The organism is Kaistia hirudinis (assembly GCF_014196455.1).
Lineage (GTDB): Bacteria > Pseudomonadota > Alphaproteobacteria > Rhizobiales > Kaistiaceae > Kaistia > Kaistia hirudinis.
On sequence record NZ_JACIDS010000006.1, the window covers coordinates 225,334 to 240,658 of the forward strand.

The 15,325-nt window shown below is 65.6% G+C and carries 14 protein-coding genes; 6 read left to right on the plus strand and 8 right to left on the minus strand.

The genetic code is table 11. The features are described from left to right. The first annotated feature begins 110 nt into the window (after positions 1-110). The 3 genes from GGR25_RS22585 (at position 111) to glsA (ending at position 3,432) form a co-directional block, all read left to right on the plus strand. A complete protein-coding gene (locus tag GGR25_RS22585; RefSeq protein WP_183401142.1) occupies positions 111-674 on the plus strand; it encodes a cupin domain-containing protein in 564 nt (187 codons plus the stop codon). Between the two features lie 78 nt (positions 675-752). Beyond that, positions 753-1,403: a TetR family transcriptional regulator C-terminal domain-containing protein gene (locus GGR25_RS22590; RefSeq protein WP_183401143.1), complete on the plus strand. Its 651-nt coding sequence runs from the start codon at positions 753-755 to the stop codon at positions 1,401-1,403. Between the two features lie 157 nt (positions 1,404-1,560). After that, entirely contained in the window at positions 1,561-3,432 is a 1,872-nt protein-coding gene (glsA, locus tag GGR25_RS22595) for a glutaminase A (protein WP_183401144.1), read from the plus strand. A gap of 107 nt (positions 3,433-3,539) precedes the next feature. On the opposite strand, the gene GGR25_RS22600 is transcribed toward glsA, so the two are convergent. The 8 genes from GGR25_RS22600 to GGR25_RS22635 all read right to left on the minus strand — a co-directional run bounded on the left by GGR25_RS22600 (position 3,540) and on the right by GGR25_RS22635 (position 11,719). Further along, the gene (locus GGR25_RS22600) at positions 3,540-5,816 is read right to left on the minus strand and encodes a glycoside hydrolase family 3 N-terminal domain-containing protein (protein WP_183401145.1); all 2,277 of its coding nucleotides are present in this window, start codon (positions 5,814-5,816) and stop codon (positions 3,540-3,542) included. A gap of 298 nt (positions 5,817-6,114) precedes the next feature. Continuing rightward, positions 6,115-6,576: a hypothetical protein gene (locus GGR25_RS22605; protein WP_183401146.1), complete on the minus strand. Its 462-nt coding sequence runs from the start codon at positions 6,574-6,576 to the stop codon at positions 6,115-6,117. Between the two features lie 27 nt (positions 6,577-6,603). Beyond that, positions 6,604-7,239 carry a helix-turn-helix domain-containing protein gene (locus GGR25_RS22610; RefSeq protein ID WP_183401147.1) on the minus strand — a complete coding sequence of 212 codons (636 nt, stop codon included), beginning with the start codon at positions 7,237-7,239 and terminating at the stop codon, positions 6,604-6,606. A gap of 37 nt (positions 7,240-7,276) precedes the next feature. Beyond that, the gene (locus GGR25_RS22615) at positions 7,277-7,444 is read right to left on the minus strand and encodes a hypothetical protein (RefSeq protein ID WP_183401148.1); all 168 of its coding nucleotides are present in this window, start codon (positions 7,442-7,444) and stop codon (positions 7,277-7,279) included. Positions 7,445-7,627: 183 nt separating this feature from the next. Beyond that, positions 7,628-8,950, minus strand: coding sequence for an NAD-dependent dihydropyrimidine dehydrogenase subunit PreA (gene preA / locus GGR25_RS22620; RefSeq protein ID WP_183401149.1), 1,323 nt, complete (start codon positions 8,948-8,950; stop codon positions 7,628-7,630). A gap of 14 nt (positions 8,951-8,964) precedes the next feature. After that, positions 8,965-10,317: an NAD(P)-dependent oxidoreductase gene (locus GGR25_RS22625; RefSeq protein ID WP_183401150.1), complete on the minus strand. Its 1,353-nt coding sequence runs from the start codon at positions 10,315-10,317 to the stop codon at positions 8,965-8,967. Between the two features lie 237 nt (positions 10,318-10,554). Then, positions 10,555-10,821: a DUF2798 domain-containing protein gene (locus GGR25_RS22630; RefSeq protein WP_183401151.1), complete on the minus strand. Its 267-nt coding sequence runs from the start codon at positions 10,819-10,821 to the stop codon at positions 10,555-10,557. 166 nt (positions 10,822-10,987) lie between these two features. After that, the gene (locus GGR25_RS22635; protein ID WP_343068153.1) at positions 10,988-11,719 is read right to left on the minus strand and encodes a GntR family transcriptional regulator; all 732 of its coding nucleotides are present in this window, start codon (positions 11,717-11,719) and stop codon (positions 10,988-10,990) included. A gap of 287 nt (positions 11,720-12,006) precedes the next feature. Here GGR25_RS22635 and GGR25_RS22640 point away from each other — a divergent pair, with 287 nt between their 5' ends. From GGR25_RS22640 to GGR25_RS22650, 3 genes are all read left to right on the plus strand, one after another. Continuing rightward, positions 12,007-12,993 carry an ABC transporter ATP-binding protein gene (locus GGR25_RS22640; protein WP_183401153.1) on the plus strand — a complete coding sequence of 329 codons (987 nt, stop codon included), beginning with the start codon at positions 12,007-12,009 and terminating at the stop codon, positions 12,991-12,993. A 46-nt stretch (positions 12,994-13,039) separates the two neighbouring features. Next, positions 13,040-14,320, plus strand: coding sequence for an ABC transporter substrate-binding protein (locus GGR25_RS22645; RefSeq protein ID WP_380147148.1), 1,281 nt, complete (start codon positions 13,040-13,042; stop codon positions 14,318-14,320). A 119-nt stretch (positions 14,321-14,439) separates the two neighbouring features. Continuing rightward, positions 14,440-15,321, plus strand: a complete 882-nt coding sequence (locus GGR25_RS22650) for an ABC transporter permease (protein ID WP_183401155.1) — start codon at positions 14,440-14,442, stop codon at positions 15,319-15,321. Positions 15,322-15,325: the final 4 nt, after the last annotated feature.

Consider the following 15,325-nt stretch of genomic DNA (forward strand, 5'->3'; position numbering starts at 1 on the left):
CCTGATAGGCAATCCGCTCGCGCGGAAGCGGTCATTTTTGTGAACGTATTCCCAGCATTTCCGCGGGTCAATTCGTTGCGCCCGTTAAGAGTGTTCTTTATGTTGAACACATGAACGCATCGAGCTTCGATATCGACGTCGGTGCGAGGCTGCGGGCGCTGCGGCTTCGCGAGGGGTTGTCGCAGCGCGCGCTCGCCAAGCGCGCCGGCGTTTCCAACGCGACCGTTTCGATGGTCGAGAGCAACCGCATCAGCCCGTCCGTGTCGGGGCTGCGGCAGATCCTGTCCGGCATTCCCGTCAGTCTCTCCGAATTCTTCGCCGAGACCAAGAGCGATGCCGAGCAGGTGGTCTTCCGCGCCGCCGAGTTGAAGGAGATTGCGGGCGGACCGATATCCTTCCGTCAGGTCGGCTCCAATCTCGACGGCCGCTCGCTGCAGGTCATGCATGAGCGCTACAAGCCGGGCGCCGAATCGGGCAAGGCCATGCTCTCGCATCAGGGCGAGGAGGCTGGGATTGTCATCCGTGGCCGCATGCTCTTGGAGGTCGCCGGCGCCCGCTACGAACTCTCCGCCGGCGATGCCTATTTCTTCGACAGCCGCAAGCCGCATTCGTTCAAGAATATCGGCGAAGGCGAGCTCGAACTCGTCTCCGCCTGCACGCCGCCGAGCTTCTGACGGCTCGCCGGTTGAATGGCGGGCGGAATCATCGGAAGGTGCCGCCGCGATGGCAAAGACATACAGACAGACGCGCCGATGAATCCGGCCGGCATTGCGCGTGCGCACCGAACCAAGAAGCGGACGCGGATCCAGGAGGAGAACGAGGAGCGCATCCTCGACGCCGCGCTCGAGGCGTTCTCCAGCTACGGCTTCCGCGGGGCGACGATCGACCAGATCGCGGACCTCGCCGGCATGACCAAGCCGAACCTGCTCTATTATTTCCGCCGCAAGGACGACATCTACCTCTCCGTGCTTCGGCGCACGCTCGAGGCTTGGCTGCAGCCGCTCGAGGCGCTGGGCGACACCGATGACCCGAAGGCGGAGATCCGCGCCTATCTCGACCGCAAGCTCGAAATGTCGCGCGACAATCCCAAGGCCTCCCGTCTCTACGCGCTGGAGATCATGCAGGGGGCGCCGGTCATCGCCTCCGTCCTTTCAGCGCGTCTCAAGGATCTTGTCGACGACAAGGTCGCGGTGATGCGGCGCTGGATCGCCGAAGGACGCATGGCGCCGGTCGATCCGCATCACCTGATCTTCATGATCTGGGCGACCACGCAGCACTATGCCGATTTCGACGTCCAGGTCCGCGCCATCCTCGGTGAAGCCGCCGACGACAACCGGCATTTCGAGACTGCGACGGCCTCGCTCGAAGCCGTCTTCCTCACCGGGCTGTTCGGTTCGCGCTGATCTGGACATCGCACCGGCGCAGATGCCGCGATGTTGGGCAGGCTCGGTCCGGCTGCCGGCCAATGAGGCAACGATCCGCGTGCGAAAGCCGCGGGAATGGGCGCTCGCGCTGGCACGCAAATTGAGTCTCCCGGACCAGCCAGGGGGCCATGCATCGATGGACGCAGCGATCTTCAATACACAGCCGGTGAGCGCGGACGGTCCGATCGCCGATTATCTGAGCGATCTGCACTTCAGGATCAGCCGGCTCGGCGGCGGCAATGTCGCCTCCTATATTCCCGAACTCGCCAAGGCCGATCCGAACCTTTGCGGTATCGCGATCGCGACCACCGACGGCAAGATCTATGCAGTGGGCGACGCGGATCATGCCTTCACGATCCAATCCGTCTCCAAGCCCTTCGTCTATGGCTATGCGCTGGCGCGCTATGGGCGCGAGACCGTGCTCCAGCGCGTCGGCGTCGAGCCGACCGGCGAGGCGTTCAATTCGATCGTGCTCGACGACAAGCACAATCGCCCGTTCAACCCCATGGTCAATGCCGGCGCGATCGCCGTCGCCGAGACGATCCGCGGCAAGAGCGACGACGAGCGCGTCGCCAACATGCTCGACCTGTTCTCGCGCCTCGCCGGGCGGCAGCTCGATATCGACGAGGCCGTCTTCCGCTCGGAGCGGGACACCGGGCATCGCAACCGCGCCATCGCCTATATGATGCTCAACACGGGCATGATCCGCCGCCCGCCGGAAGAGATCCTCGACATCTATTTCCGGCAATGCGCGGTCAAGGTCACTTGCGTCGACCTCGCCGTGATGGGCGCGACGCTCGCCAACAAGGGCATCAACCCGCTGACGGGGCAGCGCGCGCTGCCGGAGGAATATATTCCCGACATCCTCACGGTGATGAATTCCTGCGGCATGTACAATTATGCCGGCCAATGGTCCTACGAGGTGGGCATTCCGGCGAAGAGCGGCGTCGCCGGCTCGATCATGGCGGCGATCCCCGGCCAGATCGGCATCGCCGTCTTCTCGCCGCCCATCGACGAGCATGGCAATTCCGTGCGTGGAGTCGCCGCCTGCCGCGAGATCGCGCATGATTTCGGGCTGCATGTGTTCAAGACGAGCGTCTCGACCAGCACGGTGATCCGCCGCGAACTCGACGGCGCATCGGTGCGCTCCAAGCGGCTGCGCAGCCCGGTTGAGCGGCAGATCCTGGACGAGCATGGCGCGCGAAACCGCATCGTCGAGGTGCAGGGGCCGCTCTATTTCGGCTCGGCGGAACGGCTCATCCGCCGGGCGCGCGAACTGGCGGCCGAAGGCGCGCAGGTCGTGCTGGACCTTCGCCGCGTTCCCTCGATCGACGAGACGGCGGCCAAGCTGCTGGCGCGCCTCATCGATGCCGGCGAGGCCGGGCCGCCGGCCATTCTCCTCGCCTATTTGCCGCCGGACGGCCCGCTGGCGCGGCTGCGGGCGGAACTGGAGGCGGGCGAGACGGATCTGTCCGGCGCGATCTTCGCGACGCGCGACGAGGCGCTCGAATGGTGCGAGAACCTCATCATCGCGCAGCAGGGCCGCTCGCCCGACATGACGCGTTTCTCGCTCTCGGGGATCGCGATCTTCCGCAACCTTTCGGCCGAGGATCTGAAGCGTCTGGAAGCGGCGGCGCGGCCGCTGATGTTCGAGGCCGGCGCGACCATCATCCGCGAGGGCGATGCCGCCCGCGTCTTCTTCGCGATCGCCCGCGGCACCGTGGCGGTGCAGCTCGCCGGCGCCACCGAAGGGGGACGGCCGATCCGCGTCGCCATGATGGGCCCGGGCCTCACCTTCGGCGAGATGGCGCTCTTCGACGGAGGCAAGCGCTCGGCCGACGTCGTCGCGCTCGAACGGGTCGTCTGCTACGGCTTCGCGATCGAGACGCTGCACGAGATCGGCCGCGAGCACCCGCATATCCTGACGACGATCTACGCCAATGTGGTCCGGGATTTTTCCGAGCGGCTGAGACGAGCGAACGACGAGATCAGGGCGCTGGAGTATTGAGGCCAGTACAGTCCTCTCAAGTCGGCCAACCGATCTCAGGTAGGCCCGCGCCGTTCCGGGCAAGGTGAGGGCCAGCAATCGGCGGCATCAGCCCGCTTCGCGAACGTTCAGCTGGTCAGTTCAAAGCTGGCCGAAATGCCGCCGACGGCCGACGGCGCGATCCAGACGTCGAACAGGCCGGGTTCGGCCGCGAATTGCAGACTGGCCGTCATGAACTCCAGATCGCTGCGACGAAGGGTGAAGGAGACCGTCCTGGTCTCTCCCGGCGCCAGATCGATATGGCTGAAGCCTTTCAGCGCACGCACCGGCTGGGTCAGGCTGGCGACGCGGTCATGGATATATAGCTGGGCGACCTCATGCGCCGGGCGGGTTCCGCGATTGCTCACGGCGGCACGCACCTCGACCGCGCCGTTCCAGCTCAGTCTGGCGGCATCGACCATCGTGGTGCCGTAGACGATGTCGCCATAGGTCAGGCCATGGCCGAATGGATAGAGCCCCTCGTTCGTGACTTCGCGGTAGCGAGCCTTGTAGTCCTTCTCCGCCGTCGTTTGGGGACGGCCGGTCGCGCGATGATTGTAGTAATAGGGTTCCTGACCTGACGCCTGCGGGAAGGAGACCGGCAGGCGGCCCTGCGGGGCATAGTCGCCGAAGATGATGTCGGCGACGCTGTGGCCCGTCTCGGAGCCGAGGAACCAGGTGGCGAGGATGGCGGGCGCGGCCTTCGCCGCGCCGGTCAGCGCCAGGGCGCGGCCATGACGCAGCACGACGACGACCGGCTTTCCCGTCGCCGCGACGGCTTCGGCCAGCGTCAGTTGCGCATCGGGGATGCCGATATCGACGCGCGATTGCGCCTCGCCCGACATGCCGGCGCTTTCGCCGATGACCAGAACGACGACGTCCGATGCTTCGGCGGCACGCACCGCCTCGTCGATGCCGCCCTCATAGGGCAGCTCATAGTCGCTGCCCCTCGCCATCGTCAGCGTGCCGCGGCCGCCCATCACCGCCTGAAAACCCTCCGCCATCGTCACGCAGGTCGCGACGTCCGGAAATACCGACCACGGGCCGGGATAGTCATATTTGTCGTTGATGCAGGGGCCGATCAGGGCGATCCGTGCCGATTTTGAAAGAGGGAGAAGACCGCCCTCGTTCTTCAGCAGGACGATCGACTTGCGGCCGGCTTCGCGGGCGAGCGCCAGGGTCTCCGGCTTGCGCAGATCGGTCTGTTCGCGGTCCTCATCGAGCGAGCGATAGGGATTGTCGAACAGGCCGAGCGCCTGCTTGACGCGGAGCACACGCCGCACCGCTTCATCGACGGTCGCCATCGACACGGCGCCGCTTTTGACCAGATCGGGGAGATAGTCGTTGTAGAGGCCCGACTGCATGGCGACATCGCAGCCGGCATTGATCGCCCTGGCGGTGGCGTCGGCGCCATTGGCGGCGAAGCCATGCGCGATCAGTTCCTCTTCCGACGTGTAGTCGGAAACGACCAGGCCCCTGAAGCCCCATTCGCCGCGCAGGATGTCGGTCAGGAGGTAATGATTGCCGGTAGCCGGCACGCCGGCGATGTCGTTGAACGCCGACATGGTCGAGAGCGCTCCGGCGTCGAAGGCCGCCTTGAAGGGCGGCAGATGCGTCTGGCGCAGCGTCGTTTCCGGGATGTCGGCGGTGTTGTATTCCATGCCGCCCTGCACGGCGCCATAGGCCGCGAAGTGCTTGGGGCAGGCGAGCAGGGAGGTCTCGTCCTTGAGGCTGCTCCCCTGGAATCCCAGCACGCGGGCGGCGGCGAACTGGCTGCCGAGGAACGTGTCTTCGCCCGAACCTTCAGCATTGCGTCCCCAGCGCTGGTCGCGCGCCACGTCGACCATCGGCGCGAAGGTCCAGTGCAGGCCGACGGCGGTCGCTTCCAGCGCCGCGGCACGCGCCGTGCGGAAGGCGAGATCGGGGTCGAAGCTCGCGGCTTCCGCCAGGGGAATCGGAAATGTCGTCTTGAAGCCGTGGATGATGTCGCCGGCGAAGATCAGCGGAATTCCGCGCGGGCTCTTCTCGACGGCGATCTTCTGCATCTCGCGGCCACCGGCGACGCCGATGCCGTTGAACAGGCCGGTGATGCGGCCGGCGGCGATGTCCGCATAGACCCTGTTCCGGGTCGCGGCCTGTTCGCTGGTGGGATTGACGACCGTGCCATGAAAACGCGTCGGGTCACCGAAGAGGCTAAGCTGGCCGGCCTTCTCCTCGATCGACATGTTCGCGATCAGGTCTTCGATCGGATCGCTGCCTTTGCCGGCGGCCATGGCACGCCGGATGCCGAGCAGCGCCACGGCCGCCATGGCGGCGGCCGACACGCCCTGGAGCAGGAGGCGGCGAGTGGGGTTGAGCAGGCTCATGGCGCGCCTCGGATGGGGCATCTCGCTAAGCGGATACCGTCGCGTGCCCTGGCGAAGCAAGTCCCCTCATCGAACGCTGCGTCGATGGTTCAATGCTGCTCCTCCCGGAAGCGCGCGGGAGAGGTCCGCGACAGCACGAGGTCGCTCGCCGTCACCGCACGCGCAAGGCGATTCCGTTATCGCGGAAGCGTGTCCAACAAGATGAACATATTTTCCAATCGCTTGGACGCCTGTTCGTTCTGCCGGAGGAAACGACAGGCGGGCTCGATCGCGTCGTTGCGCTGCGTCATTCGCGGTCCTAGGTCGGGGTCATGGACGGCGCGGCCGTCGAACAAACACGGAGTTTGAAGATGAGCAACGCGATGTCGATGATGCCGATGCCCGCCATGATGCCGATGATGGGCATGAACCCCATGATGGGCGGCATGAACCCCATGATGAACAATATGATGCCGATGAACGGCATGATGGGCGGAATGATGCCGATGATGAACGGCATGATGCCCGCGATGATGCCGATGATGATGGCCAAGATGACCTGCACCATGACCGACAAGGGCATGACGTGCGAGATGATGCCGATGAACGGCATGTCCATGGAGATGTTCATGGACTGCTGCAAGCGCATGATGAGCATGATGGGCATGGGCATGCCCATGATGATGTCGATGGGCGGCATGCCGATGATGATGGGCATGATGGAGATGAAGGGCTGATTTTTCGCCCCGTCCCATCCCCGTCTCGTCGAGGAGCCGCCCACCGGGCGGCTCTTTCGTTTTCGGAACCATCAGGCCGAAACGGCCTCGACATAGGTCATGACGAGATACATGACCGCCTCGGACGCCCGCAGGTTCCGATAGCTGTGCGGCACGTCCGCGTCGAAGGCGATGGCATCGCCCTCGCCGAGCACCTGGGGCGCCTCGCGGCCGGCCGTGACCTCGACCGTTCCCTGCGTCACCACGAGGTTCTCCACCGTGCCCGGTGCGTGCGGCTCGGCATCCTCGCGATGGTTGGGCGCGAGGCGAAGCTCGTAGAACTCCACCGTCCGCTCGCTCGAGAAGGGAAACAGCGCCCGCGAGGAGAAGCGGCCGCCGCTGGATGTCAGGATCTTGGCGCGGTCCTTGAGCAGGACCGTGGTGCCGCGCGTGTCCTGGCCGTTGAGCAGCGTGGCGAAGGGAACGCCGAGCGCCGTCGCGACCTTCCAGAGCAGGCTGATCGTCGGGGCGCTCTTGCCGGTCTCGATCTGGCTGAGCATGGCGCGACTCACGCCGGACAGCTTGGCGAGCCGCTCCAGAGAGTGGCCGCGACGCGTCCGCAGGCGCTTCAGATTGCGCCCGACGGTGGCGGCCAACTCATTGGACGCTTCGCCTTCGACCTCCAGCAGGACGGCGGCCGGAACGGGATCGCGGGCGGGCTCGGTCATGTGGGCTCGGTCATGGCGCGCAACCTTCAGCGCGCCATCAGGTCGGTCCACCCATGGCGAGGATGGGGACGGGCACCATGACCCAAACCGGAACCCATGCGAACGGAGCGAAGCTCATCATCGGCATGCTCTCGGCCGGGGAGGCTGAAGCCTGCTTCGTCTTCCGGTAGGAAGAGAGATCGATGATCTTCGCTGTCTGCTGCACGGGTGCCTCCTGTTCGATGGCCCTTCCGTTATATCAGCACTCGCGTCGCTATTTCGACGGTTCGGGACCGGCCGGCGGCAGAAAAGCAAGGGCTTGTCTGCTTTCGCCGGCGGCAGAGAAACGCTGCTGCCTCCCGGCGGCTCAGCGGAACGGGGTTCCACTGAAGCGCCGGGTCGGCGCAGATTATTCCGCCGGTTCCGCCACCACGGCCGGCTTCGCCATCGGGTTGTTCGGATGCGTCGTCCAGTTGGCGTATTCGCCGGTGACGGCGCGGCCCGTGCGCGGGTCGGTGCCGCCGGTCATCGGCTCCATGGTGATGCAATTGTCGATCGGGCAGACATTGACGCAGAGATTGCAGCCGACGCATTCGGCGTCGATCACCTCGAAATGGCGCTTACCGTCGACCATCGACGTGATCGCCTGGTGCGAGGTGTCCTCGCAGGCGATGTGGCAACGGCCGCACTTGATGCAGAGATCCTGGTCGATCTTCGCCTTGGCGACATAGTTGAGGTTCAGGTACTGCCAGTCGGTGACATTGGGCACCGCGCGGCCGACGATCTCGTCGATCGAGGTGAAGCCGCGCTCATCCATATAGTTGGAGAGGCCGGAGATCATCTCCTGCACGATGCGGAAGCCATAGGTCATGGCCGCCGTGCAGACCTGCACATTGCCGGCGCCGAGCGCCATATACTCGACCGCGTCGCGCCAGGTGGTGACGCCGCCAATGCCGGAGATCGGCAGGCCGTGCGTCTCGCGGTCGCGGGCGATCTCCGCCACCATGTTGAGCGCGATCGGCTTGACCGCCGGACCGCAATAGCCGCCATGGCTGCCCTTGCCGTCGATGGTCGGGACGGGCGCGAAATTGTCGATGTCGACGGCGATGATCGAATTGATCGTGTTGATCAGCGACACCGCGTCGGCGCCGCCGCGCATCGCGGCGCGGGCCGGTTGGCGGACGTCGGAGATGTTCGGCGTCAGCTTGACGATGACCGGCATGCGCGAATGCTGCTTGCACCAGCGCGTGACCATCTCGACATATTCCGGCACCTGGCCGACCGCGGCGCCCATGCCGCGTTCGCTCATGCCGTGCGGGCAGCCGAAATTCAGCTCGACGCCATCGGCCTCGGTCTCCTCGACCTTGGCGAGGATGTCCTTCCAGTAGTGCTCCTCGCAGGGGACCATCAGCGAGACGACGAGCGCACGGTCCGGCCAGTCGCGCTTGACCTGCTTGATTTCCTGGAGGTTGAGCTCGAGCGGCCGGTCGGTGATCAGCTCGATATTGTTGAGGCCGATCAGGCGGCGATCGTTCGAATGGATCGCGCCATAGCGCGGGCCGGAGACGTTGACGACAGGCGGATCGGTGCCGAGCGTCTTCCACACGACGCCGCCCCAGCCGTCCTTGAAGGCGCGGACGACATTATAGGCCTTGTCGGTGGGCGGCGCGGAGGCGAGCCAGAACGGGTTCGGCGATTTGATGCCGATGAAGCTCGAAGCGAGATTGGCCATGGTGAAGTCCTCCCTCAGCCGGCGATGAGCGCGCGATGGATGGATTCGGCGGCGATGCGGCCATCCGCGACCGCGGCGACCGTCAGGTCCTCGCCGGTTGCGGCGCAGTCGCCGCCGGCCCAGACGCCGGGCAGCGAGGTGCGGCGCTCTTCGTCGACGCGGATCTTGCCCCGGTCGAGCGCGATCGCTTCGCCGGAACCGTTCAGCGCGGCGGGGACGAAGGCCTGTCCGATCGCCTTGAACACCATGTCGGCGGGAAGCGTGAAGGTCTCGCCCGTGCCGACGAGGCGCCCGTCCTGTTCGGCCGTGGTCTCGAAGGCGATGCCGGCGACGCGGCCATCCTCGACCAGGAGCGAGGCCGGCTTCGCATTGGTGCGGATGACGACGCCGTTGGTCGCGGCGAGTTCCTGCTCATAGAGCGAGGCGCCCATCTTCTCGCGGTCGCGGCGATAGACGAGGGTTACCTCCTCCGCGCCGAGCCGCTTCGACTGCACGGCGACGTCGATCGCCGTCATGCCGCCGCCGACCACGACGACGCGCGCGCCGACGGGCAAGGCGGAGAGATCCGAGGCCTGGCGCAGCTCCGCAATATAGTCGACGGCATCCTCGGCGCCCGGCAGATCCTCGCCGGGAAGGCCGAGCGCGTTGACGCCGGCAAGGCCCATGCCGAGGAAGACAGCGTCGAAGGAGGTCTTCAGTTCCGCCAGCGAGACGTCGCGGCCGAGCGCCTTGCCGTGCTCGACGGTGATGCCGCCGATCGAGAGGACGAAATCGACCTCGGCCTGCGCGAAATCATCCGGCGCCTTGTAGGCGGCGATGCCATACTCGTTGAGCCCGCCCGCCTTCTCGCGCGCGTCGAAGATGACGACGTCATGGCCGTGCAGCGCGAGGCGATGAGCCGCCGAAAGGCCGGCCGGTCCGCCGCCGATCACGGCGACGCGCTTGCCCGTCGCGGGCGCGCGCTCGAAAGGCTGGCCCTCGCCCTCGGCGAGCAGATAGTCCGTCGCGAAGCGCTGCAGCAGGCCGATCTTCACCGGCTTGCCTTCCGCTTCCTCGCGCACGCAGGCTTCCTCGCACAGCGTCTCGGTCGGGCAGACGCGGGCGCACATGCCGCCGAGGATATTCTGCTCGAGGATCGTCTCGGCCGAGCCGAAGGGATTGTCGGTCAGGATCTGGCGGATGAAGAGCGGGATGTCGATCGAGGTCGGGCAGGCCTTCACGCAAGGCGCGTCATAGCAGAAATAGCAGCGGTCCGCCTCGACCAGCGCCTGGTGGCGATCGAGCGGGGGATGGATGTCGGCAAAGTTGCGGACATAGTCCTCGGCCGCGAGACGGCCCGATGCGATGTCCGGCGCGCTGGTCGCCATGTGGGGAGCCCTCCAAACGGGAGGCGGGCGGCGCCGTTCTCACCAGCGGCCGCGCCTCCTGACAATCCTCTCCGGGCGGCCTCTGGCTTGTTGTTGTCCCGCGCCGGAAAACTCTTGATCATTTGGACAAATTCTCAAGAAGGCGTCAAGGAGTGGATTCGAGCAATTCCAAACTGGCTTGCACAAACAATAAGCGCGCCGCCGTTGCCGGCAAGCGCGCGATTCCATTCCAACGCGTCAGCGTGACGGGGCGTGAACCAGCCAGCCCACGATCCGCCGCACCATCGGCAGGATGAGTAGCAGGACGGGGAAGGCGATCAGCCAGGAGATCACCCAGGCCGAGCACCAGCGGGCGACGAAATCGGGGGTCAGCCCGATGCCCTTGGCCGTCGAGACGGCGGAGACGGTGCCGCACATGAAGATCGACAGGATGAAGGGGAAGACGATCGCGTGAAAGCGGGCCGGAAGCTTCCGGCGGCCGAGCGACGAAGAGGGATATGTCATGGAAGTTCCATCAGTCATGGCCGTGCGCCGACCGGGGATCTCCCGGCGACCCACGGCTCGGTGGGTCAAGGCGCGTTGACTGACGGAAACGCTTACGGCGGCCTGTGGCCACGGCGGCCATATAACGCCAACGCCGCAGGCCTGCAAGATGGCGGTGATCGCCGGTTCAGCGCCGCAGGGCGAGCATGTCGGCGAGCGAGACGGGCCGGGTTTCGCGCTCGCTGAGATCGAGCCCGTCGAGGAGATCGGCGATGTGTTCGTCCATCAGCCGCGCCGCCTCGCCGGACCGTCCCGTCGCCAGCGCGGTGATCAGCGCGCCATGCGCCGGCGTCGCGCAGGTGGCCTCGCGGCGGCGCCAATAGAGCGACAGAATGAGCGAGGAGCGGACGACGAGTTCGCGCACGAAGGACGCGAAGACCGGCTGTCCGGCGATGGCCGCGATCGAATTATGGAAATCGCCCGAGAGGACGATCGCACGGCGATGATCGCCCGCATGCAACGCGTCGTGCTCGGCTTCCATCTGGCGGCGAAGCATGGCGATGTCGGCCTCGACGGCCCGTTCAGCGGCGGTCGCGGCGACACGCGGCTCGATCAGCTGGCGCGCCTCGAACACGGCACGGGCCTCCGCGACGGTCGGATGCGCCACCGCGGCGCCGCGGTTCGGCTCGATGCTGACGACGCCCTCATGCGACAGCGCTTCAAGCGCGGAGCGGACGATCGTCCGGCTGGCGCCATAGACGGCGCCGACCTCGTCCTCCGGCAGGCGCGTGCCGGGCGGCAGGCGATGATCCAGGATCGCCCCGAGAATCTCGCGATAGACGCTCGCCGCGCGCGCGCTTCTGAGCGGCGCTCGCTCCGTCGCGACCGTCGTTGATGCCCGTCCGACGGGGCTCGTCACTCTCGGCATGTCCTCGACCCGTGCCGCGGCCCCAACCCGGCGGCCACTTCCCGCAGACTAACCCAGACACCACGGGGGGCAAGCCTCGGATCGTATACAAACTGTGCTAATATCGTCCTCATCCGCCGAATTCTTGTGCATGAGGCGAGATCGGGCATCTGATGGTGCCCGCCCGCGCCCGATACGGAATCGCCGTTTCGAATCAAGGCGAAGCCGTCAGGCCGGACGGCCGGCGGGCAACTGGCACACGACTTGCGATCTCCCGACTGACCGAAAGGGAGATGTGCATGGCGCGTGCAGCCGATCTGGAACTTGCTTCCGTCACCAAGCGCTACGGCGATACGACGGCGGTCGACTCGATCGACCTCAAGATCAAGGCCGGCACCTATTGCTGCCTGCTGGGACCGTCGGGCTGCGGCAAGTCGTCGACGCTGCGCATGATCGCCGGCCATGAGAGCGTGTCGGACGGCGACATCGTGCTCGGGCCCGAGGTGGTGAATGGCCTGCCGCCGGCCAAGCGCGGCACGGCGATGATGTTCCAGTCCTATGCGCTGTTCCCCCATCTCTCCGTTCGCAACAACGTCGCCTTCTCGCTGAAGATGAAGGGCGTCTCCAAGGTCGACCGGTCGATCAAGGCGACCGACGCGCTGAAGCTCGTCGATATGGAGCGCTACGCCGAACGTCTGCCGAGCCAGCTTTCCGGCGGCCAGCAGCAGCGCGTGGCGCTCGCGCGGGCGCTGGTGACCGATCCGCAGATCCTCCTGCTCGACGAGCCGCTCTCCGCGCTCGACCCGTTCCTGAAGATCAAGGTCCGCGCAGAGCTCAAGCGCTTCCAGCGCGAGCTCGGCATCTCCTTCATCCATGTGACGCACAGCCAGGAAGAGGCGATGGCGCTCGCGGACCTGATCATCATCATGAATGCCGGCAAGATCGAGCAGCAGGGCGCGCCGCGCGAGATCTTCAACGCGCCGGCGACGGAGTTCGTCGCCCGCTTCATCGGCGGCCACAACATCATTCCGGAGACGGGCGGCCGCAAGGTCAGCGTGCGCGCCGACCGCGTGAAGGTCTCGACCGATGGCGAGACGGGCACCGGCGCCGTCGTCCGCGAGGTCGAGTACCAGGGCACCGTCGTCTATCTCAGCCTCGCCACCGATGCGGGGCTCGAAATGACGGCGATCGTGCCGGAGCGAACCTTCTACGAACGCCCGATCGAGACGGGCGAGAGCGTCCGCGTCCACTGGGACGCAAGCGACGTGCACGAGCTCGCGGCCTGAGCGCCGCGTTTCCCAACGCAGATTGGCACCAGAGGAGATGACTGCCATGAGCCAGAATGAGAAGGGCGGGCTGACCCGCCGCACATTGCTGAAGGGTTCGGCGATCACGGCCGGCTTCATCGGCACGACCGCCGTGACCGGCTTCCCGGCGGTCCATGCCGACGAGCCGATCACGCTGCGCTACCTGTCGACCGCGACGAACCAGTCGCCGGCCATCGCCGCCAAGGCGAAAGAGGTCACGGGCATCAACGTCGAATATGTGACCGTCACGACCGACGACGTCACCAAGCGCATCATCACGCAGCCGGATTCGTTCGACCTCGTCGACAGCGAATATGCAAGCCTTCCGAACCTGATCCCGTCGGGCAATCTGATGGGCATCGACGCCAAGAAGGTGAAGCTCGTCGACAAGCTCGCGACCGTCATGACCAAGGGCGAGATCGGCGGCAAGAAGATCGGCGACCAGGGCACGGCGCCGCACAAGGTCTTCTATCTCGAGAAGCAGCGCGGCAAGACCTTCGCGAACGAGCCGACCGAATGGATCACGCTGATCCCGACGACCTACAACGCCGACACGCTCGGCATCCGCCCCGACCTGATCAAGCGCCCGATCGAGAGCTGGGCCGAGCTGCTGAACCCCGAGTTCAAGGGCAAGGCCGCGATCCTCAACATCCCGTCGATCGGCATCATGGATGCCGCCATGGTCAATGAGGCGATGGGCCTCGTGAAGTATGGCGACAAGGGCAACATGACCAAGGAGGAGATCGACAAGACGATCGCCACCCTGATCGAAGCCAAGAAGGCTGGCCAGTTCCGCGCCTTCTGGACCGACTTCAACGAGAGCGTCAATCTGATGGCCTCGGGCGAGACCGTCATCCAGTCCATGTGGTCGCCGGCCGTCACCGCCGTCCGCCTCAAGGGCATCCCCTGCACCTTCCAGCCGCTGAAGGAAGGCTATCGCGCCTGGGCTTCGGGCTTCGGCCTGCCGAAGACGCTGAAGGGCAAGAAGCTCGACGCGGCGTATGAGTTCATCAACTGGTTCCTCTCCGGCTGGGCCGGCGCCTATCTGAACCGCCAAGGCTATTACGCGGCGGTTCTCGAGACGGCCAAGGAGAACATGGAGCCCTATGAGTGGGCGTTCTGGATGGAAGGCAAGCCGGCCGAGAAGGACATCCATGGTCCGGATGGCGGCCTGCTCGAGAAGGCCGGCACGGTCCGTGACGGCGGCTCCTACGATACGCGCATGGGCGCCGTCGCCTGCTGGAACTCGACCATGAAGGAGAACGCCTACATGGTTCAGAAGTGGAACGAGTTCATCGCCGCGTAAGGCGAGCCGTCTCTCTTCCGCCTCTCCGAGAGAGGCGAGAAACGCGGCCTCTCCCGCTATTGGCGGGGGAGGCACTTCGAGAACTGGACGCTGGCGGACGAGCGGAGCCTGCCCACACGATGCTGGAAGATAAATCGCGCTGGACGCCTTATTGGCAGGCGGCTCCGCTTGCCCTCGTCTTCTTCGTCTTTTTCCTGCTGCCGCTGGCGGTGACCTTCGTCGTCTCGTTCTGGACCTATACGGGCTATTCGATCGAGCCGGCCTTTGTCGGCGACAATTACGTGACCGCGTTCGACAAGTGCTTCGCGTCCCTGCCGGACCTCTGCACGACGTTCCGCACCTATCTCTCGACGCTGCGCTTCTGCCTGCTCGTCTGGCTGATCACGCTCGTCCTCGGCTTCACCATTGCCTATTACCTCGTGTTCGAGATCCGCTCGAATACGGTCCGCATCGTCCTGGCGCTGCTGACGACGATCCCGTTCTGGACGTCGAACGTGATCCGCATGATCTCGTGGATCCCGTTGCTCGGGCGCAACGGCCTCGTCAACCAGGCGCTGATGGGGGCGGGCATCGTTTCCGAGCCGGTCGACTGGCTGCTCTATTCGCCCTTCGCGGTGACGCTGTCGCTGGTCCACATCAACACGGTCTTCATGATCGTGCCGATCCTCAATTCCATGCTGCGCATCGACCGCTCCCTGATCGAGGCGGCCTATGACACGGGCGCCTCGCCCTGGCAGACGATCTGGAACGTCATCGTGCCCTTGTCGAAGACCGGCATCGCGATCGGCTCGATCTTCGTCGTCACCGTGGTGATGGGCGACTTCATCTCCGTCGGCCTGATGGGCGGCCAGCAGATCGCCTCCGCCGGCAAGGTGATCGAGACGCAGATCACGGCGCTGCAATTCCCGATCGCCGCGGCGAATGCGATCGTGCTGCTCGCCGTCGTGCTGATGATCGTCTGGGTGATGCTGCGCCTCGTCGATATTCGCAAGGAGCTGTGAGGCA

What these genes read in the sequence shown, in the direction of transcription:
- GGR25_RS22585 (WP_183401142.1), top strand. Translation starts at nt 111, where the DNA reads ATGAACGCATCGAGCTTCGATATCGACGTCGGTGCGAGGCTGCGGGCG.
- GGR25_RS22590 (WP_183401143.1), top strand. Translation starts at nt 753, where the DNA reads ATGAATCCGGCCGGCATTGCGCGTGCGCACCGAACCAAGAAGCGGACG.
- glsA (WP_183401144.1), top strand. Translation starts at nt 1,561, where the DNA reads ATGGACGCAGCGATCTTCAATACACAGCCGGTGAGCGCGGACGGTCCG.
- GGR25_RS22600 (WP_183401145.1), bottom strand. Translation starts at nt 5,816, where the DNA reads ATGAGCCTGCTCAACCCCACTCGCCGCCTCCTGCTCCAGGGCGTGTCG.
- GGR25_RS22610 (WP_183401147.1), bottom strand. Translation starts at nt 7,239, where the DNA reads ATGACCGAGCCCGCCCGCGATCCCGTTCCGGCCGCCGTCCTGCTGGAG.
- preA (WP_183401149.1), bottom strand. Translation starts at nt 8,950, where the DNA reads ATGGCCAATCTCGCTTCGAGCTTCATCGGCATCAAATCGCCGAACCCG.
- GGR25_RS22625 (WP_183401150.1), bottom strand. Translation starts at nt 10,317, where the DNA reads ATGGCGACCAGCGCGCCGGACATCGCATCGGGCCGTCTCGCGGCCGAG.
- GGR25_RS22630 (WP_183401151.1), bottom strand. Translation starts at nt 10,821, where the DNA reads ATGACATATCCCTCTTCGTCGCTCGGCCGCCGGAAGCTTCCGGCCCGC.
- GGR25_RS22640 (WP_183401153.1), top strand. Translation starts at nt 12,007, where the DNA reads ATGGCGCGTGCAGCCGATCTGGAACTTGCTTCCGTCACCAAGCGCTAC.
- GGR25_RS22645 (WP_380147148.1), top strand. Translation starts at nt 13,040, where the DNA reads ATGAGCCAGAATGAGAAGGGCGGGCTGACCCGCCGCACATTGCTGAAG.
- GGR25_RS22650 (WP_183401155.1), top strand. Translation starts at nt 14,440, where the DNA reads ATGCTGGAAGATAAATCGCGCTGGACGCCTTATTGGCAGGCGGCTCCG.